This is a genomic window from Acidithrix ferrooxidans (genome assembly GCF_000949295.1).
Taxonomy (GTDB): domain Bacteria; phylum Actinomycetota; class Acidimicrobiia; order Acidimicrobiales; family Acidimicrobiaceae; genus Acidithrix; species Acidithrix ferrooxidans.
The window spans coordinates 1-24,238 of the sequence record NZ_JXYS01000002.1; the positions used below are offsets into that span (position 1 = coordinate 1).

Here is a 24,238-nt window from a genome sequence, read left to right on the forward strand (position 1 = left end):
TTTTTGCCACGTAACTATAACTATCACAATTAAAGCGCCGTGTCCAGCCACCCTAGGCCACAGAGGATAGGCCAGCTACCCCAACCTTACGCCATCATCGAGTGTCTACAGCACCGCTTGTTTGACGGGATCACCGAATGTGTACGATCCGTGCATTGGTCTTGGCTCCGATGATCTTCACGTACTGGCGCAGATGGGGCTGCCTGCACCTGCGGTCTTCGGGGTTATAGGTATGGTTCTTGGGAATTGTAATCGTGGTGAATGTCGCGTACAGGGTTTCGTCCAGAGCCATCGACCGCATCGCGTGTGCCCTCGGGTTCTTGTGCTTGGAGAGTGCCTTACGCAGTACCCGATGCAAGTAACGCACAACCTGGGCGCGTTCCTTTCCTCCTAAGCCGACAAGTGCCTTCAAATTGATAGCAGGAACTCTACCTTGTGTGATTTCTCCGATCCATGCGTAACGAGTGAGACAGGTATAGGCAAAATGTTGCTGCATCTCGTTGTCTCTATAGTGCTTATGGATCTTGGCCTTCACGTTTTCTATGGCCAGGACTGACTCGATGTGGCGCACCCAGGTGTCCACAGCGTCGAAGGCTGCCTGGTCTACCAAGTGGACGTTGACGTCCTGTGGGTAGATGTCCGCCTTCTTCATAGCGTCTCGGAAGTCCCGCTTGGAATCGAGGAAACTCCACATCCCCACAGGAGCCAACTCCACCAAGAAACGATCTTTGGCATCCCTGTAACTGCGGAGCGCCTCGTCTATCTGCGCACGCTTATGTGTGGACAGAGGGAGCGTTCCGAGTCGTACGGTCCTCTTTTTAGCCTGGGGTATGGATTTAGCCTCAATACCATTGAGTTAAGCACCAGCACACAGATACACCGCTCATGGTGAGATCTCCCTGGCTTTCGCTTGGAGTGTTTCCATCACTTTTTGGTTCTTGTTGCTTTTCGACCCGTACAACCTGGCCGAGAAAACGGTTACGATCTCGATGACATCGTTTGCCAGGTCTTCTCCAAAGGTGGAATCCTCGCTAGCGTTGATGATTACGACTTCAACTCCGAAATGCTCACAAAGGGACAAGACGAGTTCTGACCCAAAACGAAGCAGTCGATCCTTATGGCTAAACACAAGCCGACCGACCTCGCCTGAACAGATCCTGGAGATAAGCTGTTTGAGTCCCCGCTTATGGTAGTTGAGTCCTGATCCCACATCGGAGATGACCTCGTAGATCCACCCGTTTGCCGCGCAGAAGGATTCGAGCAGTGCCACCTGGCGCACCAGGTCGTCCTTCTGTTGGTTTGTGGATACCCTGGCATAGGCAATCGTCGCTCTCGCTGATGGTCTCTGGCGTGGAGCGAGGTGGTGCAGCTTGGCTAAGTCGTAGCGTCTTCTGCCACCAGCAGTGCGCTCGGCTGGAACTATGCGGCCCTCTACTTCCCATCGCCGAAGCGTGTCAGGATGCACGCCAAGCTCTTTTGCTGCTATGGCGATAGGTACCAGTTGTCCCATGACCTAAAGTACAATACATCACTGCGACACTGATAAGTACCTATGTATGCCGAACTAGATGCGAACAGCTTCGTCCCCAACCATCAGCTAAACATAAGAACTTCCTCAGCACTCGTTCCTTTTATTTTCCTGGGTATACCGTTTCCATGACTCCTCTATCTTTGCCCTATCTTTGACTGAATTAGATTTTCCGACAAGAACTCTGAAGGCTAGAGTTATCAAACAGTCCTAGAGTTAGGTTGCGTTAACCGTCTCATAAGGGTGCGAACGGACCCCTTATTGCCTTGAACCTCTTTGATTCGCTCACGCCTCAAATTCTCAGCTTCGATACCTATATCGCGCCTTCGAAGCGACTCTAGTTCGAGTCCGTGAACCCTCTCCAAAAGTCGATCGGCTAGCGCAGGATTCCTAGCAAGAAGGGGCCCATGAGCATAACTTGCTATAACGTTATCCGACAAATAACCGTCCTGGGTGTCTTCGTATCTATTTCCAACCCCGCGGATCACACGCCCTAACGGATTACCATCCAATATCTCCGTCTGACCCCCATGGTTTTCATATCCACTTAACAACGCAATTCCAAGCTCCGACGACGCCTCACAGAGGAGCTCGCCGACACAACGCCGCTGGCGACCGCGCCGCGTAACGACCGGTATCAGGCCCAACCCTGGGACGTTATCCACGTCCGAGGTTGCAAAGGACTCCCCAATTATCTGAAATCCGGCACAAATGGCTAATATTTGACGACCCTGCTGATGAACCTCTTTCAAGACTCCATCTCTCCGCAGAGCATCGACTGCCGCCTGTTGGGGTCCATCCTCCCCTCCGCCTAGAACATAAACATCACCTGAATCATCTAAGCGTTCCTGAGAGTGGACCACCCTCAGCTCAGCATCAACTCCTCGAAGAGTTGCCCGCCTCACTAATATCTCAGCATTGCCCGAATCGCCATATGTGCCCAAAAGATCTGGATAGACCAACACCACTTTAAACTTGGACGTAGCCATCCTTAGACACCTCCGTTGATATTTGGGCGACTCGATACCCTAAGGGTCGATCTCGCATCCTGGAACGCGGTGTAGTTTCCAACGACGACAGCCTCAGAGCCAACGACGTGGCTCAGAGCCCGTTCGAAAGATTCAACAACCTCATGATCTACATTGGCATAGCTAAGACGAAGGCCAATATCCCATCGTCGATCGCCAAAACATATAACCCGACGGGTTGAAAAACGCCCGAAGTCTACATCGTAAAGCCACGAAGTATCTCTACCGTCTGCCACTCTGGCGTTGATACCAATTACGATGTCTCGCTCATCACTAGCTAACATATCTATCAACGCTTGCCAACCGGCTGGATTTTTAGCCATCAAAGTTGTCAGCGAAAGACCCTTATGTTCGATCGTGTCATAGCGTCCCGCTACGGTTCGAACCTTGGAAACACTCAGGAGTGCATCCTCTGGGGATAGGCCCCACTCAATTCCCAAGATAGCTGCCAATGCCCCATTGCACGCATTGAAATGACCAGGAAGTCCGACATGGACTGTTCCGATCGCCGACTTATCCCTATAGAGCACCTCGCTTTCGAAGCTATATTTGGCAGTAGGCATTCGAAAGTCACAATCAATACAACGATAAAACTCATTTTTGCCAAACTCAAGCGCCGAATCACAGACAGGGCATACTGTCGAATCCAGTTTCCACTGATTACCAAGCGCAACACGAACTACTTTGTTGCAATTCATTGTCGCAAAATGTATGTGGGGATCACTTACATTAGCAATCACGGAAATTTCGGGATTTTGGTCGATCAATTTCTTCCAACGAAGCGCCAAGGATTTGACTTCACTAATGCGGTCCAACTGATCCCGTGAGAGATTCATGAGTACTAGCCACTGCGCGCCAGTACGTCGTGCGACTTCACCTAAATGCGCTTCGTCAACTTCAAGAACTCCGATCTTCGATTTATTCGAATTCTCCAAAGCCAAGGCTACGCCAGGAGTCATGTTATTTCCAGACGCATTAGTGAAGACCGGCGCAACTTTCGATAACACCGAAACACACATGGCTGTAGTAGTCGTTTTGCCGTTAGTTGCACTCACCAAAACAATCGACTTGTCCCTCGAGATGCGTTCGATACCACCTGGATCAAGCCGATTTAATATCAAACCAGCTACTGCTTCCCCTGAGCCCCGACCACTAGCCCTCGAAGCTCTACCAACAATTGTCGCTAACGGTCCGGCTAGGAATCGAGTAAAACCAGAAACTTTTCTCGAAATCAATTTTTAGGCAACCTTAATATCATCGAACACATGCCAACCCAACGCCTTAACGGTGCCTCATACGACTAGAGCATATTTACAAAATCACAACTTAACCTCAACAGAAGTAGTTAAACAGTCAGGTTGCACAATCGAAAACATCCGATCCACTCGATACTTGGCGGCGCAAAAGTTATACAGATCAATCTAATCTCGAGAAGTCATTGCCTCAAATATAATCACATAATTTACAAAAATATAAATGACTCCATCGTTAGAGATGCAGGCCTACCAACCCTCTAATAGGGCGTTCTGTCTCATTCGGCTCAGGAAGAGTGCGCCACCATCTTGAGCTTTGGCTCTGGCCAATAGAGGCCAACGTCTCTATGTGCCAATCAGTCGAATCTTATCTATTTAAAGACTCAACCTGATGGTTAAATGAGAGCATTTTTGATCAAGGCGCTAGGTTCAACACCAGTCATATCTTCCTTCATGCGGGTTCAAATTGCCATTTACAATGAAAAGAAGCTGACTATTTGCTATCGCAAAGACATGAAGACTCCATCGATCCAAAAAGATAACGACCTCAAAGTTAGATAGCTCGCCTTTAGATTTCACCCCTAAGCTCTCATCTACCTCCTTTACCGCTGGAATATTAGGGCGGTTGTCCCACAAGAGAAAGAACTTATACAAATACCGAACTGTCGAGGAGCGATCTTGTTCTTGTCTTTTGTCAATTCCCCGAAAATTCTCAAGATCCAAGGACCATTGTCCAGCTAAAATCCTAGGGGCTGTTAGCAGCGAACTTCCCAAACCCTATCAACGTCTGTCAACGGCCATGAGAAACAAGATAGATCCGGTCCACAAAATAGACCTTTTATGGCAAATTGCTTATAATTTTAAAGGGCTACAAACACTCCAGGCGCTTGCTCGTTGCCCTTTGGAGAATTTTGTTACTTTTATAAAGCGTCACAAGCACAATGGCCAAATTACTTAAGAGCTTTGGATTAACGATCCCATGCACTCCTTGAAAAAAGAGCTTGCTCAGTTCCGCTAATCGCGATTTCCTAGGGATTTATTCAATTGGTCGTCCCGCCCTAGATGCAGCGCCATAGTGAGTGTCATTTTGGTTGAAGATGAAGAGATAAATTTGGTGGTGAACGATTAATCGTTCACCACCTTCGACCCACGGGCCATATTTCCCCTGTAACATGGGGCAGCTAATCCATTGAACACCCCTGTGTGAAGGATAAAATCCTATCTAAAGATGGATCCTCAAATATAGGCTTTTGTCATTCCTATGCAATTGCCGCAATTGGCGCATTTAAGTGAATTGAGGCAACTCCACCGTCATAGCTTGAGTTGAAGTTGAAGACTCCACCATCAGCCCCGACAAGGCTGTAGCCGTTCAACGGGGCGTAATACTTGATTCCCACTATTGGTGCATTCAGGTGAGTTCCACCAAGAGATCCTTGGAACTTAGCATCTCCAAAGCTAAAGACTCCACCATCGCTTGCGACTAACCAATATCCTTGACCGGATCCACTGGATGCAATTCCAACAACAGGTGCATTCAGGTGAGTTCCACCAAGAGATCCTTGGAACTTAGCATCTCCAAAGCTAAAGACTCCACCATCGCTTGCGACTAACCAATATCCTTTCCCATCGGGAGTCGATGCAATTCCAACAATAGGTGCATTCAGGTGAGTTCCACCAAGAGATCCTTGGAACTTAGCATCTCCAAAGCTAAAGACTCCACCATCGCTTGCGACTAACCAATAGCCTTTCCCATCGGGAGTCGATGCAATTCCAACAATAGGTGCATTCAGGTGAGTTCCACCAAGAGATCCTTGGAACTTAGCATCTCCAAAGCTAAAGACTCCACCATCGCTTGCGACTAACCAATAGCCTTGACCATCGGGTGTACGAGCTATTCCCACTACTGGCGCATTGAGTTTAACGCTAGCCATCGATCCTCTGAATGATCCATTGAAGGCAAAGACCCCTCCGTCCTTTGCCGCAAGAAGATATCCCGATTGGATTTGCCCAAGTGGAACACCTGGGGTAAATCCAGAAGTATCAAAAGCTGGGGGTGCCGGATAAACGTTGCTTGGGAAAGTCCGCGGACTAGAGTCAGCAGCTGCATTGTAACTAGGGTCGCTATAGTACTTGGCGGCATATGCATTAAGTGCCGCCGGTGTTGCGCCGCTCCAAGAACCAGTGGCTACTCGCGACATTAGGCCATGAAGTCCACTGGCATATTCGGCGGCGCTAAAGGCACAGTGGCCCGGATCGTTTACGTAAACTTGATTCAATAAGTTTGAATTACCGCTCGCCGCCACTGCATTAGCATAGGAAGTCTCATTCTCAGGTGGCACCAATCCATCATTGGTTGTATGCATCGTAAGTACCGGGATTTGTATATTCCCATTGAATGAGAAATAACTTTGCAGATAGTGCAACGATGATGGGTTTGCCGAAATCGGAGTTGTACCTTGAATTGAAGCCAAATCAGAGCTCAATGAAATTCCAGCAGCCGCATAAAGTGCTTGGACTTCAGCATAGTCTGGCGAATTAGCGAGCACTTGAGCGTAATTGACGCCGTTAGTCCAAGATGGATTACCGCCAGCTACAGACTCAAGGTCAGATCTCCCCGGACCAAAAGCAAAAGGAAAATCTACATAAAACATCCAGTCAGCTTGGCCTAATAGAGCAGACTGCAGTCCCGATGCGGTGGATAAGTTAGGTGCAGTGGCACTCGATTGAAATGGAATTTCAGTAGAAGTAGGCGTGCCAGAAGGAGCTTGGGAAAACCAAGTCGGCACGCTACCAAGGGCAGCTACCAATGCTAGGCGCGCCGCGGTAGCTGCCGAGGAACTCGCCTTTGAAAGGGCTCCAGCCAAGATAGCATCGGCGCTTGCATAGTTGCTCGTTGCTGCTCCTGGTGAGATACCAGTCGTCAATAGAGACCCTGTTGGATCAAATAGCGTCTTAAAGGCAACCTCGGAATAGAGGGCTCGATTCCAAGCGGTCACACCACCACCAACGACTCCACAAGCCGGCATAGCCCCAGTAAAAGTGCTCGGGTTTTGCTGCACTAGCGCAGCTGTAATCATTCCACCCAAGGAAACGCCAGTCGCATATGTAGCGCTAACCGCATTGGACGACAAAGTCTGGCCCAAAACCGCAGGGTCATTAGTAGCAATCAAGCTCTTAGCGTCATTGAGAGTCGTAATTTGATCCACAAGTGCAGCTTGAACTGCTCCCCATCCATTCTTCGCATAGCTCGAACCCGCCAGGGCATCTCCCTCTGCTAATAAAATTGAAGCAGTTCCCGCCGAGAAAGCGTCGACAGCGGTGAGCGGATTTCCAGAAAAGACATAACCATGACTATACAAAATCAAATTGCCATTGAAGTTAGAAGGTATCTGGATCAGCTCCTTTGACCCATCGGGGGCCACCGTGGTACAGGTACTAACCGTGGGCTTCGCTGAAATATTCGGAGTTGCCAAAGACGAAGTAGCGCAGGAAAAACTATTCGACGCTCCAACTGGAGTCGAATTTACCAGCGGAATAGATGCGCCAGCCAATAGCGCCAGGGCTGATAAAGACCCCTTCAAATGCTTCATATATTCTCTCTCATCTCTCTTATCAATAGTTCTCGAGATCACAGTTCTAGCACACAAAAAACCTCCAAATGAGGAAAATATCATAAAGATAAAGGCATCCACCACTGTTTACAAAATTACGTAACTTAGGAGGTAATTGCTATTCGGGAATGATCTCCGGTAAAAATACGGGCTCTCCTAACATAGATGTGGATCAAGCAACCCTTTCGTAGGGGAGCTTGAGATCAATCGGACCGCATGAAAGCATCACCAAAGCAAGTGTTGATTTTGCAGAGTGAAGACCATAGCATCTAGCAATGGCGGATCTAATATATTGTTTAGACCCTCAAGCCTTCCGTTGGAGACACCCTTTTCAAGCTAGGGGGCTCAATAGCAGCCATAATTCCAGCTTTATGGATTCGAATTGTCTTTGATAATCTGACAAAGCTAGGTATCCGTGATCGTGAAGCACGAGCACACCAGGAATCCAAGAACTCAGCTACTTCGTCATTGGATAATCCACTACCGAATATCCCTCTTAGGGATTCTTTCATCTCGTAGGCTTTCCAGAGTTTTCCACCAGTTGACTTTATTTGACGTAGAGTCTCATTTTGGCGTTGAGTCAAATCACCAGGATTCTTTAGTAATGCCCATCTTGCACTCACAAACCTACGGGCGTAATCTGGAGTAGGAAGTTTTCTCAGTTGGCGCCATAGGTCGCATCTTACCTCCTCCAGGGCCTCAGTGCCCAATTTAACGACATGAAAAGGATCGAGTGCGACCTAAGTATCTGGTGCATGATCAGCGAAAGCTTTAGCAAAAGCTGCTCCCATGTCCATTGTTGCTACTTGTGTGAGAGCTTGGAACGTTGCGAACCAAGCTCACATAAGAACCCATCTAGACTCTTAGCGCTTTTTCCTTCTGCTCCATAGACGATCTTTCCAGTTTCATGATCTGTTACGGGCTCTAAATAACTTGGGTTATGTACTTATGGTATTTACGATAGGCAATCTCATCTACCCCTATTATTGAGAGCTTCTCTAGTCGCTTTGGATCGATCTCTTTGGCTACTACTCTCTCACAGATCGTACCAACTGTTTTCTGAGCAATCCGGGTGAGCTTCGTAACTGTTGTTTTATCCATCTTTGCGGTTGAGCCGGCAACTAGATGTTCAAAGTCTCTCGTGAAGCGAGATTTACGATACCGGTCGTGCAAATGGCACTGACTCAGTGATTACTCCATGATTGGGGCATTTCGGTCTCCGTAGGGCACAAGAGATCCAAGTACGACGTATTCCCATGTCAAGATGTCTCCAGCGTGAGTTGACAAGTTCTGATGTCGTAGCGGTATTTTGTTTTGAATTTACGGCTTATTCAACAACACGGTGGATATGCGAGCTTGGATCGTGCAAGTTTGACATCTACAACAATTTCATCTTTTGAGATAAAAATATCGTTGACAATGACACCTTTAACGTCAAGCAACTGCTTGACTAGAGAGTTAGCGTGCACGGTTAGATCTCCTAAATCTGTGTGTTAGTAACTTCAAATTTAGAGGTCACAAACCGTGCACGTTTCATTCAATGCTTTTAAAGACCCAAAAGTTCTTATCGTACAGGCGTTACTTATCAGTTATGGGGTCTTGGTGACCCACATGAGGGTTAGGAGAGCCAAAATACGTATAGGCCGATGATTACCCGCCATCTCAACAAGCCACATCGACACACCTATGCAACAACAAAGACGAAATACCTAGGTGACTCATCTAAATATCAATTAGCACCTTGGGCGAACCCACCAGGGAGACTCCTGCATTTTAAGCACATAATAAACTCCTATTAGAGCACATAAGATTGCCTGGCCACGCCGGAGGTTTGCAAGCCTAAATCAGCATAACATCGCTCGATATCCAGGCAACATAGCGAATAAATATCACAACAACTAAATCACCCAAATCACGGTTTTAAAGCTAGTTTGCGAAGATATTCCCTAGTAGTCACGACAGCGAGCACATAGGGGCTAGAAGTCCACAGAGAAGGAAATCTCATCTTGGGATAGTAAAGATGTGGCTCTGGTCCTAACTTTGGCGGAAAATTTTCCCTCAATCGCGGATTCCAACTAGTTTTTAAATAATCTGAATCTACGAACACATCAACACTTTTCAGCTGAAGAACCTTCAATTCCTATCTAAAGGTAATATTCATCTGACGAATAAGAGCCCGACCTATATTCCTCACTGAAATTCGCCACCGTCAAATCTCCCGTCAAAGCACAACTTCTTAAAAGTCCAAATTGAAAATTTCATATGATGACAGCTATATCAGAACAATACGTCCCAGCTAAAAAGAGTCCATGCTCAAGAAAGATCTCAAGAAAGATGCAGTATTCAAAGTCGATTCAATCAAGGAGGTCAACATAGGACTTTGGCAGTGATGTAAACTTATAAAACTAAAACACCGTTCGAAATGCCAGAACATCTCAAGCCCACCAAAGAACATCCGAGCAGCACAAAGAGGATAATCTTCCAGATCATCGAGAACTGTAATCTCACGATCCGCCAGATCAAAAAGAGGGCGACCACAGATAGACGTCCAGGCCGGCAGAGTAAAAAAGAAGGCCAGCGGGGGGAGCTGGCCTTCTTCTAATTTGCAAGCTGGAGGGGGGATCCGTTATCTTGCTAATAAACATAATAGTCAATGTGCAATTATCTCTCTATCAGTAATGTACGATAGCTAGAATCATATTTTATGATCGAATTACGGCAACTTCGCGCCCTCCTAGCAATAGAAGACTTCAAGTCCTTCTCACAAGCCGCCCATGCACTAGGAACAGTTCAATCTAATATCTCAGCCCACCTCTCGCGGCTAGAAGATTCTGTCGGTGCAATCTTAATCGACAGGAAGAGCGGGTCGTTGACGCAAGAAGGTCGTGCGGTAGCTTTACGTGCAAGGCGCCTCTTGGCGGAGTTGGACGCCATCGATTCCGACATCTCCGGACTAAAAAATGACGTCAGGGGTCGGGTTAGGATAGGGATGGTAGGAACGGTTGCTCGATGGTTCGTACCTCCGCTGATCAACGAATTATCCCTTCGCCATCCCAACCTCAAAATAGAAGTTGCAGAAGGAACAACCTCTGCACTGGAAGCAAGAGTCTATTCAAATGCATTTGAGTTTGCAATCATGACTCGACCCACCAACACCGATGAACTGGCCTTCAGGGCCGCCTTTGAAGAACCTCTGGTGCTGATTACGACCAAAGAACATCGACTAGCAAATAGAGAGGCAATCACCTTGGCTGACCTTGATAACGAGCCACTTCTGCTGCCTCCCCGAGGCACCCAATTTCGTGACCAAATCGAATTGATCGCAACGCAAGTAGGTATCACGCTCCAACCTAAAGCAGAAATTGATGGGATACGGCTCTTAGCCTCCATGGCATTCGATGGGTTCGCACCAACCATTGCACCAACGTCTGCAATTCCAGGCTTCATGGTCGAACGGTTAGGAATTGTCGAGATTACCGGACTGCCTCCCCGCAGAGTAGGGATAGCACGGCGAAAAAGGGTCGCGCATTCTGCGGCCGTCAAGACCGTTCTTGATATCGTAGATGAGTTCTTCAGTTCGTCCAAATTGGCCCATAGGTACAAATTTCCAAGAGGCATACGCCAGATACCTTGAAGATCTCTAAGCCAATCAGGCCTGAAAATCTCACCAGCACCTTCCGGTCGGACTTAGAAATGAGACGGGAAAAGCTGTTTGAGCGACATTTTCACTTGACCCTGATGTATTGTTTTGTGGCAAACTATATTGGATATTACCATCTAGTAACATAACGACCTCCAAAGCGGCTTTTGCCGCCTGGAATATCCCCAAGGAGTTAAAAAGTGGCAGGTATCTGCGAAGATCGAGTTGTAATAGTAACTGGAGCTGGCCGAGGCATCGGAAAAGCACACGCTCTGGAATTTGCCCGTCAAGGTGCGAAAGTTGTAGTCAACGATATTGGAGCCGAGGTCGACGGCAGTGGCTCGTCAATTGGACCAGCTGGCGAAGTGGTCGATGAAATCCGTGCTATGGGCGGAGAAGCGGTCGCAAACGGCGATGACGTCTCAGATTGGGAAGGCGCCCAACGGTTAATCAATAGCGCAGTCGAAGCCTTTGGCACCTTAGACGTTCTGGTAAACAATGCTGGAATTCTCAGGGACCGAATGCTCATCAATATGACAGATGCGGAATGGGACGCGGTCATCCGCGTACACCTTCGAGGAACCTTTGCACCAAGCCGATGGGCCGCGACCTATTGGCGAGAGCGCGCAAAGGAGGGCCACACCAATGATGCTCGTATAATCAACACCTCTTCTTCGAGCGGCATATATGGCAACGTCGGCCAATCTAACTACGGTGCCGCGAAAGCTGGGATAGCATCCTTTACGGTCATAACCTCCCAAGAGCTAGCCCGTTACGGAATCACTGTCAATGCCGTGGCTCCCGCGGCACTAACACGAATGACCGCCAACCTTGGCTTTGCGTCCAACGATGAGAAGCCAGAAGCCTTTGACATCTTTGCACCTGAGAACATATCACCACTGGTTGTTTATTTGGGCTCCTCCGCCTCCAAGGCGATCACAGGAAGAGTCTTCGATGTAGTGGGCGGCCATATAGACGTTGCTGAAGGATGGCATGGCGGACCAGCAATCGACAAGAACGATCGTTGGAGCGTCGAAGAACTCGCCGACCTTATACCGGACCTTGTCAACAAAGCGGCACGAAATGCTGACATGTCGGGCAGAATTCCTTCGTAACAGCGTCCAACTTTGCGCACTAGAAAACAATACAAGTCATAGCATAGATCTCGCCAACGACCAGCACCGGTCAACTCCAAAGCTGGTTGTTGGCGAGATCATCGCCTCATTACTAGCCATTACCCACTAATCATGCGCATTAACCCAGAGAAGCCTTAGATCGAGATCTAGCACCATGAGGATCACGGATTTAGGGTAATAACACCAAAGCTCATCCAAAAATAACTCAATACAATCAAGACGTGGCCTATTTAAAATATCCGCCTACTTGAAATATCTGGCTCTCCTAACATAGATGTGGATCAAGCAACCCTTTCGTAGGGGAGCTTGAGATCAATCGGACCGCATGAAAGCATCACCAAAGCAAGTGTTGATTTTGCAGAGTGAAGACCATAGCATCTAGCAATGATGGATCTAATTTTATTATTTAGACCCTCAACTCTTCCATTAGAGACACCAAGTTCAATAGCAGCCATAATTCCAGCTTTATGGATTCGAATTGTCTTTGATAATCTGACAAAGCTAGGTATCCGTGATCGTGAAGCACGAGCACACCAGGAATCCAAGAACTCGGCTACTTCGTCATTGGATAATCCACTACCGAATATCCCTCTTAGGGATTCTTTCATCTCTAAGGGCTTTAGGAGTATTGCAGCGGTTGACTTTATTTGACGTAGAGTCTCATTTTGGCGTTGAGTCAAATCACCAGGATTCTTTAGTAATGCCCATCTTGCACTCACAAACCTACGGGCGTAATCTGGAGTAGGAAGTTTTCTCAGTTGGCGCCATAGGTCGCATCTTACCTCCTCCAGGGCCTCAGTGCCCAATTTAACGACATGAAAAGGATCGAGTGCGATTTGAGTATCTGGTGCATGATCAGCGAAAGCTTTAGCAAAAGCTGGTCCCATGTCCATTGTTGCTACTTTGATGAGCTTGGTTCGTTCCGAACCAAGCTCATCAAAGAACCCATCTAGACTCTTAGCGCTTTTTCCTTCTGCTCCATAGACGATCTTTCCAGTTTCATGATCTGTTACAAGGGTTATGTACTTATGGTGTTTACGATAGGCAATCTCATCTACCCCTATTATTGAGAGCTTCTCTAGTCGCTTTGGATCGATCTCTTTGGCTACTACTCTCTCACAGATCGTACCAACTGTTTTCTGAGCAATCCGGGTGAGCTTCGTAACTGTTGTTTTATCCATCTTTGCGGTTGACCAGGCAACTAGATGTTCAAAGTCTCTCGTGAAGCGAGATTCAGATACCGGTCACCCAAATGGCACTGACTCAGTGATTACTCCATGATTGGGGCATTTAAGTCTCCGTAGGGCACAAGAGATCCAAGTACGACGTATTCCCATGTCAAGATGTCTCCAGCGTGAGTTGACAGTTCTGATGTCGTAGCGGTATTTTGTTTTGAATTTACGACATGCGAGCTTGGATCGTGCAAGTTTGACATCTACAACAATTTCATCTTTTGAGATAAAAATATCGTTGACAATGGCACCTTTAACGTCAAGCAACTGCTTGACTAGAGAGTTAGCGTGCACGGTTAGATCTCCTAAATCTGTGTGTTAGTAACTTCAAATTTAGAGGTCACAAACCGTGCACGTTTCATTCAATGCTTTTAAAGACCCAGAAGTTCTTATCGTACAGGCGTTACTTATCGGTTATGGGGTCTTGGTGACCCACATGAGGGTTAGGAGAGCCAAATATCTAAGGCTTCAATAGCCACGACCTATCAATTGGTTCATTTCACTTCTAATTACCTTTATAAAGCCATCTGAAGACTTTTCGCAATAGATAGAGCACTTCCTCAAACAAAAACCATATTACCTAATTTACCATTAATACAATGTCATTGGTCTGGAATATATTGGTTCATTCCTCCCAATCTCCGAAGGATTCAACGCTGGAAAGTGACAATTTATCTGGCAATTCACTGAAGATAAATATGTGAAATAGCAAAATATAAAATTAATATAAATACGCAGACCTCTCTGAATTCGAAACTCTCAATTGCTCTGCTATGGTTACTACTGAAAAATAAGATAGAACTCAAGCATGAAAATAGGAGATTCTATAATCAAAACATTGATGATTAACAACCACAGCATAGCTCATACATTAACTCAAATTATAAAGCTGTGTCTAAAAATTAACCAACTTATAGCGGTCCCAGTGATATATGTGCGAAGCACACGATGCGCTCTGTTGCTTGGGCAAATAATGATTGTCGATCACTACTGCAAATAATCATAACAATTTATTGGATCGCCTTTTGCTATCAATATGCTCGTTAGTTGAGAATATATCCAAATCAATCATGCCGAGGCAACCTATATGTTTTCTCGCAGATCACTAGGCGAGAAGTTCATAAATCTATAAATACGAAGTAATATTATCCAAAAGACCATCCATTGTAATATGTAAAACAAGTTGAAATCAGAGAAGCAATTGACATTAAGGATCCTCATAAACTCAACACCCTGGCACGAAGTTGCACCCCGCACCTACGGTGGAATTGAGTCCTTTTGCGCAAATTTAGCAAAGGGCCTTGACGCTTTGGGGGCTGAAGTTGGAATCGTCTCGCCTGGAAATCTCAACATCGACGGCGATCACAATATCATCCATTTTCAGAGCCTTAGACAAAGTGCAAATCAAAACTACTCACAACCCGAACCACTCATAGCGCGCCACAACGCATTTATAGACGCGCTCAGATCGACCAAATGGGACTGCGTCAGCGACCACACGCTTATCGGCTCCCAAATGGCGTCACTTACCTCCACGCCTGCGGTATTGACAGCACATCGAATCATGGATGAGCAATACCGGGCACTTTATGGTGCGATCTCTAGACATACACCGATCGTTGCGATCTCCAACCGACAGGCCGAGCTGGCGGTAGACGTCAATATCACAACAGTAATTCACCATGGAATAGACACCGATGTCTATCGTCCAACGTCGCATCCCAGTGACGACTACTTGGTATTCTTGGGATCAATGACACAATTCAAAGGTGCTCATATCGCCATAGAAGCCTCTCGTCAATCCGGATATCCTCTTATAATTGCAGCAAAATGTCAGGAACAAGGTGAACTCAACTACTTCGAGGAGTTCATCTCTCCCAAGTTGGGAAACGACGTTACGTGGATTGGCGAGGTGGGCGGCACAGACAAGATAAACCTCTTGGCAAACGCTAGCGGTCTAATATTCCCCGTACGTTGGGAAGAATCATTTGGCCTTGTGATCATTGAGGCTCTCAGCTGTGGAACGCCTGTCATAGCGTTCAATCGAGGCGCTGTTCCCGAAATCATCACCAACGAAAGAACCGGATATGTGACCCAAGATCTCAAGTCAATGGTGAAGGCCATAGAACACATCGATCAAATCTCTCGTTCCACATGTCGAAAGGAGGCTCTAGAACGATTTGACTATAGAGCCATGGCATCTAGCTATTTAGCCACCTTCACCAAATCCATCGCGCGTTACCATTCGACCAATATGCTCCAAAACTTATAGTTGGAAGGTAAAATCCCCTTTACCGTCCTCCCAAAGCTGGGAACAAAACAAAAGCCAATTTGTTGATCAACCAAGTCAACAATAGAGTCACAAAAAGGAAACGAGTTATCTTGGACAAAATAGAGTTCTTCTTCGACCCGATCTGCCCTTGGGCGTGGGTTACTTCCAGATGGATTGATGATCTAGCCAACCAACAAGTCGTCGAACCTACCTGGAGGTTTATCTCACTTGCGGTTGTCAACTCATCAAGAGATTACGAAGCGGAATTTCCACAAGGATACACAAATATCCACGGCTTGGGCCACAATCTGCTTCGCGTAGCAGCCGCAGTTAGACAAGACTCCGGAAACGACGGAGTTGCCCGTTGGTACCGAGAAATTGGAACCGAACTCCACACAAATAAGAACCGTGAACGCTACATAGCCGGCGAGTCCATAGCGCCGATCCTAAAGCGAGCAGGCCTCGATCAGGAATTCGAGGGCGCCTTTAGTGATTCAACTTACGATACACTAATCACCGCAGAGACCAACACAGCGCTAGAGCGCACAGGACGAGATGTTGGCACCCCGATCATCACCTTCGGAGAAAATGGACCCTCACTCTTTGGCCCTGTCATGAGCACGATCCCAAAGGGACAAGATGCCATTGAAGTCTATGGCGCTTACAAGGTTTTAGCCAGTCGGGAAGACTTCTACGAGATGAAAAGAGCCGTTCGAAAAGCACCGGTCTTCGAGTAATTGAGCAAAGCAGTTTATCTATAGGCGTTAGCCGTAGTAACAAATACAATTCAAAGTTAAGTGCCTACGGCTCGCACTCTTTCGTCCTAAGATATAAGGGCACAAGGAGTCGCACCTAATGCAAAAGTTAAGGATCCGGGGGAGTCACTTTTGAATAATTCTGATCGGGGTCCCTATCTGAACAAATTATTGGAGACAAATGAGTTTCAATCGATCGAGACACTCGTAATCCAACTCTTTGGCTTAGTGGGTGGCCACCTATCCGGCGCCACCGAAGCACTCCTTTCAGGCGATCACCATATTGCTCGAGACTTAATACGCCGCGACTCCATGGTGGATGAACTATACAAGAACATTCAGAGATTCTCCTACGAAGTTCTCCTTACCACGGTTCCTGAGGAAAGCGCTATGCGCTATCTCATCTCAATTTTAAGAATAATCCCCGAACTAGAACGTTCTGGAGATCTAGCAGAGCATATCGCCAGACGCGCCCTACAAAATGTAACAGCCGAACTGACTCCACGAATGAGAGGGATAATCGCCCAAATGGGAGAGATAGGTCTCAAAATGTGGATGCTAACAGCCGATGATTTTGCTGATCACGAATGCACCCACCAGTCTACCGTCGAATCCTTAGACGATGAACTCGACGACCTTCAAGTCGCATTGGTAGCAGAGTTAGCCTCGGGTGGGCTTCCTATTCCAGTGACAATCGAACTCGCATTGATTGCCAGGTTTTACGAAAGATTTGGAGATCACGCAGTAAACCTCGGAAGAACGCTCAGGGAACTTTGGATGAAATAGATTCCTAACTTTCTGCTTTCCTGAGCGGCTATATCTCAGCAAATTGGCAGTCCAAATCTAGTCTGGTATAAACCCATCTTTCAATTTATCGACCAAAGGCTCGAATATTCTTCGGTCCAGAGATACGCCTACCAGATATGATGTCGGGGCGTATTCCAAGAAGACTTGCGGAATCCGCATCGATCCAAACTTCCATAACATTATCTATCTTAGAAATCAAAGTGGGCTCTTCATCCAAGCGAAAGGCAACTCCTATCGCCAGCACCGACCAGCCATATTCGTCTTCACTCGAATATTCATCTACTTCAAAAGCCACGACCGACTTGTTGGTCGCAGCGGAAAGCTTCGCACCGCTGGCCGAGAGAACGATAATAACACCGTCTACAAATCTATAATTAACTGGCAAAATAGCAGGTAAGGCATTTACCGATAAGCCAATACGTCCGAAGTCTCGACTCTCTAGCAAATCAAGGCATTCCTGGCCAGTAAGCATCTCAAGGCCGTTTCTATCAAATGTTGTCACTTATCAATCCTTACCTAAAAGAGTCGCTATTCAAAGGGTCCAAGGTCACTAAGTCGAACGAAAAGTCCTGCCATGTCTAGTTACCAAGTCTACGCTAACTGTGAATTAAAGAGTATTTGGGGCATTCGACAGATCTCATTAGCAAAATATTTAAATTGATTTTACCGACTCAAATAAAAGCTCGACGCTGCATAGCTTGAAGCGGGACAAGTTACGAATTTACAGATACATCAAAGGACAACAATTACCAATCTATTTCCAAGTCCGCTCGGGTCAATCCTCTAGTTGTCACAAATATACAGCCACCAATAAAAGGAGCATTCTGTCACTTTATCAGATTCTAAAGACGCCCAATTGCCGACAACCTAACATTTGAAAACTTATAGATCTAATCTAAAACAGCAGTCGATCCAAAACTCTGAACTTGAATAATTTAAGCACACAGAAGCCAATATTTACCCCACTCGTAAAGGAAGCCTATCGACAATTGTCGATAGGCTTCCTTGTTGATTTGAAATATTTATTGCTACTATAAGAAGAATCTTTAAGGTTTCTTTGACTTATATCTAGTCGATCTTCTCTGACTCAACCTCGCGATAATAATCTCGCCAAATAAGCCTATAGAGCTTTACTTTCTCTGGAATTGCCCGAAGACCCGGAATGAATGGTAGCAACATCATGCCCAAACTTAGAACAATGATTATTGACCATACCAGAACGTCCGCATTGCCTGAAGTCGAGAATGGAGATATCTGATACCAGAAGGTATACAGCCACAGCCACGCTTGGCCAGGGTAGTTTCCGGTCTCGTTCATCATTCCCCACTGAGTACCTAGCAGATGTTGCTTTTGTGCAATTCCTGCCATATATCCACCATCTGCCAAAAAGAGCAGAGGCTTGGTATAGTCGGTTCCGTAGAATCCAGTTCCAGCAACCAATGAAGCATCAAGGCCGCCTGAGCTTGCGAGACGTAGTAGCGAGTTCATCATGTACGGAACAGGACCATATTGCCCACTCGGTACACTTACCACACCGCCAGCTGCCGTTCCTTTACTAAGAGCCTTAGTATAGGCGTCGACCCATTTGCCATCCTGAGATGCTCCAGCGCTATTGTAAGTTGATAGATAACTCGCCAATGTCGGGTCGTTTGTGACCGTGGCAAGTGGCTTTAGAACAAAGTCTTGAGCTGGATTAACTGGAATCGTTACGCCAAAGATCGAAGGGAAGGAGATTGGTCCTAGCTTCTGACCTGATCCTGGAACGTTATTGTAAGGGTAACCATATCTAGCAGAGATCGAAGTGCCTGCTAATTCACTGGTAGCCGTTGAAACAAAGTCCACGGGAGCACTTCTTGCCCAAGTTTGAAGGGTAATTGGAGCCTCATCAGGAGAGGAGAAGACCACTGCGAACAGAATCGTCAAGACAAGCACTACCGTCATAGCGATGGTACCCTCTTTTAGAATGTCGTATCGGCGATACTTACCGGTCCAAGGCTTATCATCAGCTGGGTAGTCCTTAGCGCCCTTTGGTGGGAATGGATGAACCACTCCTCGCAACCTAACCATAACCACGTGAATCGCGACGATGATCAAGACAATCAATGGAAGAAGGACGATATGCCACATTAGCATCTGTCCAAAGTTCAAAACATTGAAGAACGAGCCTATGCCTGCAGCATTAAGGCCGTCTTTACCTTGAGTCGAGATCCACTGAGAATCGAAGTTCTGCTGGGAGACGTAACCGGTAAAGGCAGTACCTACGGATGCCAAGAATGTGATCATTCCAGTTATCCATGTGAGGGATCTCTTCCCGCGCCACGAGGCCATAAAGAACTTGCCCCACAGGTGGATAATCATAAAGAAGAAGAAGAGTTCCACGCTCCACATATGGAGAGAGTTCACATAGTGGCCGATTGAAGAACCATGCCACCAAGAGGGCCCTTTTACGGCCAAGATAGCACCCGAGAGTGCGACTACAGCCAAAGCCGAAACGGTCAATATTCCAAAAACGTAGATCCACGAAGAGACATAAGAAGGTTGTCGATCGGGGAGCAATTTCTCTGGTGGTAGCTTTCCGTAGAACTTTCTTCTGACCTTATTCGTCCACATATCGCTATCTTCGGGCAACCCCGCAACGATAGACTCACGATCCATACCATCCATTTCAGTCTTCATGATTGATGTTTCTTTCCAGGAAATGGCACGAAAATTGCCAATAGAAATACCGCTATCATCAGCAAAATGACTATAAAATTAGCCACCGAGATCGAAATGACCCCAACGCTGATGAAGTGCCCCGGAGTACTCAAATTCACGAGACTGGCGATAATTGGAACTAGAGCAGCAAACGCCAGTTTCATCTTTCACCACCTTACTTTGCACATTCAAACGAAGAATATCTCCGCACTTACAGTCTCACCGGTAGTCACCGATTTGCTAAGTGACCTTTTACCCTTTTGCGACCCTATAATGTCCCAACATTTACTCGCATCCATGCACTTGTGCGAAAGTTCAATCGCTAAAAGTAATGTGAACCCCTTAGGGTGATATTAGCCCCGCTAGGGGCCAAACCGTAACGGATCAGGCGATATCTCAATAAGTTACCTGCAACAGCTTTCGTATGAATAGCGCTCTGACCGATATTCATTTCTAAAATCGGCGCACCCATAATCTTTAAAGACTCCTTGGCCTGGCAGCTTCGCTAATTCAGACCTAAACCACCAACGGCTTTCGAATAGGAAAAATAATCTAAAAAATCTGAACCTAACCAAGGCAAAATTCCACGAACACACCAAGTTACCCTTATGTCTCGGACCAACTCGGTACCGCGGTGATAGATATGTGAACCAAGTAGCTTCGAACAGTTCATGAACTGCCCATCGTAAGGCAGTTGCCTTCCTAGAAAAGCAAGTATCACTCCATAGCGTCGGCTAAATGGTCGAGATTGCTTAAATCACATTCTCCAAGGAGAAAGCCACCCTTGTTACAAGGGCGGATGTACTATTACAACGGGGCAACGAGCGGCCTCCGAGACGTGATGTGATGTGGAGTCGATCAATCCGCCAATTACGCTGTGGCCACGAGATCCCACAACGATCAAGTCCGCGCCGACTTCACTTTCAAGCATAAGTAGCACCGAAACTGGGTTACCATCCCGCAAAACGAGTTCGTAGTCTAACCCCGAATCAGAAAGAGGCTTAGCCCATTCACTGCCAAAACGTTCTCTGATCGAATCCATGTGACCCTTGGTCGGGGTGATAGAGCCATTCGAATCTTGGTTCAATAATCCACAAGCATGGACGCCAACTACCTTCGCTGAAAGGATCGAAGCAAGTTCTATCGCCCATAACAATGCTGCTTTGGATGCATCATCTTGGTCGATTGCGACCATAATCGTTGGAATCATCACATTCCCTTAGGGTAATTTAATGGGTAAAACTGCAATGAACGGGCTGCCAAATGAAGACCCAAACAGATCTCCCTAGAGGAAACCAGCGCGAAAATCCTGTTTCAATCGATATAGAACTCACCTGGTATCGCGCCTCATTCGTTCCTTTATCCTATTTGAGAGGACGTCTTGTCCAGAGAGGCTATTGGCACATCCAAACCCACCTTAAAGCCCTACAATTTCGCGTAAGAAGTCACCCCAAACGATAAATAACAGGTATAGGCATACAAGTCCCTTGAAACTTTTATTTTCAATTCGAATAGGGTCAAATGACTCCATTAATATCCAAATGCCGTTCATTTGCTATCTTAGATTAGTTTAAGTCATGTGGCAATACGTGTATTCTTGGTAGATGATCATGAGGTAGTTCGACGTGGCCTCGCGAGCTTAATCGACGTGGAAAGCGACATAGAAGTCGTTGGAGAGGCGGGGGGCGTTGCTGATGCGTTGGCGCGAATCCCAGCAGTGCAACCTCAAGTCGTAATTTTAGATGTGCGACTTCCAGATGGTGATGGAATCGAGCTCTGTAGAGAGATAAAGACCAAATCGCCAGAGATAGGATGCTTAATGCTCACATCTTTTTCTGACGATGAAGCACTTTTCTCGGCAATCTTAGCGGGAGCAGCCGGCTATTTATTGAAGCAAATTCGAAGTTCCGATCTTATTGATGGTATTCGTCGAGTTCACAATGGCGAGTCCCTTCTCGACCCCGCCGTCACAGCACGAGTCCTACAACGACTTAGAAGCCCCGAACCAGAAGACGATCTTCTATCAAAACTATCACCTCAAGAACGCAAGATCCTTAACTTTATAGCAGAGGGAATGACAAATCGCGAGATTGCCAACGAGATGTTCTTGGCCGAAAAGACCGTAAAGAACTACGTCTCAAACATGCTTTCCAAACTTGGGATGGGGCACCGAAGTGAAGCAGCAGCATATGCGGCTCGTCTCTCTGAGCGAAAGCGACTAAAGGACCACGATTAGCTTTGCCTGATGACGATCGTTGGCGATCGATGCAACCCAAAAATCGTCGACTTGAAGATTAAAAGGCTCATTTTGCGCAAGAGTACCCTAGTTGAATTACCGTCGTTACTACAGCACAGTTAATAGCTCCTCCCGCTCTGATTTTCAATTAACAGATGAGTTCAATCTATCTAAAATGAAGTTTAGGCCGTGGCGCAATCCTCCATAAATCAGCTTTCATAGTCGATACACAGGCTCTATGAAAAAACCCTACGAACAATCCCTAGTAAAAAAGGCTTAGGGACTAATGTCCTTAAAATAAATAGCAATATGGCAATTCATTTTTTCTTATAAGTGTGCGATAATGTTGGCATGCGAACGAACCTATTGTGGAGATGATAGAAATGTCGATCAGAAAAGAATTTTCGAGGGTAGTTGTTGGTGTAGACGGTTCACCGTCCTCGAAGGCGGCTTTAGAATTTGCGGCAGAAGAAGCCAAGCTACGTCATGCAGTGCTGGAAATAGTTCACATCTGGGGATTGCCTACAATGGCATATGGCGGATATGTAAGCCAATTAGATGATTTTGAAAAAGATGGTGTAAAGTTTCTAGACGAGATTATGACGAAGGCCAAGGAGAGCTATCCCGACATTACGATCGAGTCAACAATCCGCCAAGGACCTCCAGCAATGGCACTCATTGAACGTGGAAACAACGCTGACCTCGTCGTAGTTGGATCACGAGGCCATGGAGGATTCACTGGACTCATGCTAGGATCCGTGTCCCAGCAACTCGCTCATCATGCAAATTTTCCGTTGGTGATAGTGCGCAACGCCAAAAACTAACGATAGACACAGTTTCCCAACCCAAAAACCCAAGCATCGGGCCTTCGTCAAATAGACGGGGGCCCGATGCTTAATTATGAACCCTAAAACCACATGTCGATAGCCATAGTTTCACCACAAGACACTCAAAGCCCCTAATAGAGACGACACCAATACAAGTAATCACTAAACCCTCAGACCCACATTGGCAGATGCAACAAAACGATCTCAGTGGGATCCGACAAAATTTTTACATAAAGTCCCAACTCCAAAGTGGTAGCGACAACCTCCAAGACAAGTACAGGATCTAACTCAAGCGAAGTTGCCACCAACTAATTACTACTTTTAATCGCCATAGACTAAATCACTAGAAGTGGTAATTCTAAGACTATGGCCAATCGCCAAACAACGCAGCGAAGCGCTCCGCTTGTTATCTTGGGAAATACAAGCTATCAAGAGGCAGGGAAATTCCCTGGTAATTTCAAGATCAAAGGGGTCAAGACGGATAAAGAGCGACAGAGAACAAGAGATTTCCGCAAATGACGACCTGGATTTTATAACTCCAATCACTATCGCGGCTATTTTATACTACTCATAGCACTATTTATCACTCATCGACTGCAATAGATCAGCAGATATCGCTATATCATGCAATTAATCCTTGTGATCTGCTTTCTTATCACTTTAGGTGATATTTTGCTCAAGGTCAACCACAAAACGTCCGTTGCTTAGAGCAGAATACAACCCACAGTCGGAAAGGACTCCAATGACGTGGAAGGACAAAAGTAGCCATTTAGCACCAGGACACCCAAGCCGCACAAAGGCGACTGTAATGGTGGCGTCCACCCTGATAGCGACTTTTGGAATTGGACTCGAAAATACATCCAGCTATCACCACTCTCAAAACACAGCAGCCTCAGTCAAGGGGAAAAACTCCCTTTTAGGCAACACAGCCGACGGAGTAACCCCAGTTGTTTCACCTGGACAGTTGAACCCTGCAATCTCGAATCTGAATAAGCCAATAGTTGGAATGGCAGCCACTCCAGATGGAAAAGGCTATTGGTTGGTCGCAAGCGACGGTGGAATCTTCACCTATGGAGATGCAGGCTTTTATGGTTCAGCTGGAGCAATACCACTAAATAAGCCAATAGTTGGAATGGCAGCTACTCCAGATGGAAAAGGCTATTGGTTGGTCGCAAGCGACGGTGGAATCTTCACCTATGGAGATGCAGCCTTTTCC

At 46.6% G+C, this 24,238-nt stretch carries 20 protein-coding genes and 2 pseudogenes; 8 read left to right on the plus strand and 14 right to left on the minus strand.

Annotated features, from left to right (window positions below; translation table 11 throughout):
- Positions 1–130: 130 nt before the first annotated feature.
- From AXFE_RS00730 to AXFE_RS00770, 8 genes and pseudogenes are all read right to left on the minus strand, one after another.
- A complete protein-coding gene (locus AXFE_RS00730) occupies positions 131–715 on the minus strand; it encodes a hypothetical protein (protein ID WP_152625771.1) in 585 nt (194 codons plus the stop codon).
- A 168-nt stretch (positions 716–883) separates the two neighbouring features.
- On the minus strand, positions 884–1,510 hold the full coding sequence (locus AXFE_RS00735) for an IS607 family transposase (RefSeq protein WP_052603991.1): 627 nt from the start codon (positions 1,508–1,510) through the stop codon (positions 884–886).
- A gap of 218 nt (positions 1,511–1,728) precedes the next feature.
- Positions 1,729–2,517, minus strand: a complete 789-nt coding sequence (locus AXFE_RS00740; protein WP_052603992.1) for a type 1 glutamine amidotransferase — start codon at positions 2,515–2,517, stop codon at positions 1,729–1,731.
- A gap of 2 nt (positions 2,518–2,519) precedes the next feature.
- Positions 2,520–3,791, minus strand: a complete 1,272-nt coding sequence (locus tag AXFE_RS00745) for a MurT ligase domain-containing protein (protein ID WP_052603993.1) — start codon at positions 3,789–3,791, stop codon at positions 2,520–2,522.
- A 447-nt stretch (positions 3,792–4,238) separates the two neighbouring features.
- Positions 4,239–4,532 (minus strand): hypothetical protein, encoded by a 294-nt coding sequence (locus tag AXFE_RS00750; protein WP_052603994.1) that lies wholly within the window; start codon positions 4,530–4,532, stop codon positions 4,239–4,241.
- 536 nt (positions 4,533–5,068) lie between these two features.
- A complete protein-coding gene (locus AXFE_RS00755; RefSeq protein WP_152625772.1) occupies positions 5,069–7,399 on the minus strand; it encodes a hypothetical protein in 2,331 nt (776 codons plus the stop codon).
- Between the two features lie 317 nt (positions 7,400–7,716).
- Positions 7,717–8,145 (minus strand): annotated as a pseudogene (locus tag AXFE_RS00765) (ISL3 family transposase); the annotation flags it as partial.
- 199 nt (positions 8,146–8,344) lie between these two features.
- Positions 8,345–8,593 (minus strand): DDE transposase, encoded by a 249-nt coding sequence (locus tag AXFE_RS00770; RefSeq protein WP_052603998.1) that lies wholly within the window; start codon positions 8,591–8,593, stop codon positions 8,345–8,347.
- Between the two features lie 1,531 nt (positions 8,594–10,124).
- Here AXFE_RS00770 and AXFE_RS00775 point away from each other — a divergent pair.
- Both AXFE_RS00775 and AXFE_RS00780 read left to right on the plus strand, forming a co-directional pair.
- The gene (locus AXFE_RS00775; protein ID WP_052603999.1) at positions 10,125–11,054 is read left to right on the plus strand and encodes a LysR family transcriptional regulator; all 930 of its coding nucleotides are present in this window, start codon (positions 10,125–10,127) and stop codon (positions 11,052–11,054) included.
- A 206-nt stretch (positions 11,055–11,260) separates the two neighbouring features.
- Complete coding sequence (locus tag AXFE_RS00780; protein WP_052604000.1) at positions 11,261–12,175, plus strand: SDR family oxidoreductase; 915 nt, start codon at positions 11,261–11,263, stop codon at positions 12,173–12,175.
- A gap of 302 nt (positions 12,176–12,477) precedes the next feature.
- Here AXFE_RS00780 and AXFE_RS00785 read toward each other — a convergent pair.
- Together AXFE_RS00785 and AXFE_RS20625 are read right to left on the minus strand one after the other, a co-directional pair.
- Positions 12,478–13,419, minus strand: a pseudogene (locus AXFE_RS00785) (ISL3 family transposase); the annotation flags it as partial.
- 47 nt (positions 13,420–13,466) lie between these two features.
- Positions 13,467–13,631, minus strand: coding sequence for a hypothetical protein (locus AXFE_RS20625; protein ID WP_235347495.1), 165 nt, complete (start codon positions 13,629–13,631; stop codon positions 13,467–13,469).
- 980 nt (positions 13,632–14,611) lie between these two features.
- On the opposite strand from AXFE_RS20625, the gene AXFE_RS00790 reads away from it, so the two are divergent.
- The 3 genes from AXFE_RS00790 to AXFE_RS00800 all read left to right on the plus strand — a co-directional run bounded on the left by AXFE_RS00790 (position 14,612) and on the right by AXFE_RS00800 (position 17,241).
- Positions 14,612–15,700 carry a glycosyltransferase family 4 protein gene (locus AXFE_RS00790; protein WP_052604002.1) on the plus strand — a complete coding sequence of 363 codons (1,089 nt, stop codon included), beginning with the start codon at positions 14,612–14,614 and terminating at the stop codon, positions 15,698–15,700.
- A gap of 110 nt (positions 15,701–15,810) precedes the next feature.
- A complete protein-coding gene (locus tag AXFE_RS00795) occupies positions 15,811–16,437 on the plus strand; it encodes a mycothiol-dependent nitroreductase Rv2466c family protein (RefSeq protein WP_152625775.1) in 627 nt (208 codons plus the stop codon).
- Between the two features lie 150 nt (positions 16,438–16,587).
- Positions 16,588–17,241, plus strand: a complete 654-nt coding sequence (locus AXFE_RS00800; protein WP_052604004.1) for a phosphate signaling complex PhoU family protein — start codon at positions 16,588–16,590, stop codon at positions 17,239–17,241.
- An 85-nt stretch (positions 17,242–17,326) separates the two neighbouring features.
- On the opposite strand, the gene AXFE_RS00805 is transcribed toward AXFE_RS00800, so the two are convergent.
- The 3 genes from AXFE_RS00805 to AXFE_RS00820 all read right to left on the minus strand — a co-directional run bounded on the left by AXFE_RS00805 (position 17,327) and on the right by AXFE_RS00820 (position 21,169).
- Positions 17,327–17,764 (minus strand): pyridoxamine 5'-phosphate oxidase family protein, encoded by a 438-nt coding sequence (locus AXFE_RS00805; RefSeq protein ID WP_052604005.1) that lies wholly within the window; start codon positions 17,762–17,764, stop codon positions 17,327–17,329.
- A 566-nt stretch (positions 17,765–18,330) separates the two neighbouring features.
- Positions 18,331–19,917: a cytochrome b N-terminal domain-containing protein gene (locus AXFE_RS00810; protein ID WP_235347496.1), complete on the minus strand. Its 1,587-nt coding sequence runs from the start codon at positions 19,915–19,917 to the stop codon at positions 18,331–18,333.
- A gap of 829 nt (positions 19,918–20,746) precedes the next feature.
- Entirely contained in the window at positions 20,747–21,169 is a 423-nt protein-coding gene (locus AXFE_RS00820) for a universal stress protein (RefSeq protein ID WP_052604008.1), read from the minus strand.
- A gap of 369 nt (positions 21,170–21,538) precedes the next feature.
- Between AXFE_RS00820 and AXFE_RS00825 the strand changes: the two genes are divergently transcribed.
- Complete coding sequence (locus AXFE_RS00825) at positions 21,539–22,195, plus strand: response regulator (RefSeq protein ID WP_052604009.1); 657 nt, start codon at positions 21,539–21,541, stop codon at positions 22,193–22,195.
- A 383-nt stretch (positions 22,196–22,578) separates the two neighbouring features.
- Positions 22,579–23,019, plus strand: a complete 441-nt coding sequence (locus AXFE_RS00830; RefSeq protein ID WP_052604010.1) for a universal stress protein — start codon at positions 22,579–22,581, stop codon at positions 23,017–23,019.
- Positions 23,020–23,192: 173 nt separating this feature from the next.
- Here AXFE_RS00830 and AXFE_RS20975 read toward each other — a convergent pair whose 3' ends face one another.
- Complete coding sequence (locus AXFE_RS20975) at positions 23,193–23,327, minus strand: hypothetical protein (protein WP_268749133.1); 135 nt, start codon at positions 23,325–23,327, stop codon at positions 23,193–23,195.
- Positions 23,328–23,764: 437 nt separating this feature from the next.
- Between AXFE_RS20975 and AXFE_RS00835 the strand changes: the two genes are divergently transcribed.
- A partial coding sequence (locus AXFE_RS00835; protein WP_200891146.1) for a hypothetical protein occupies positions 23,765–24,238 on the plus strand: 474 nt, incomplete at its 3' end.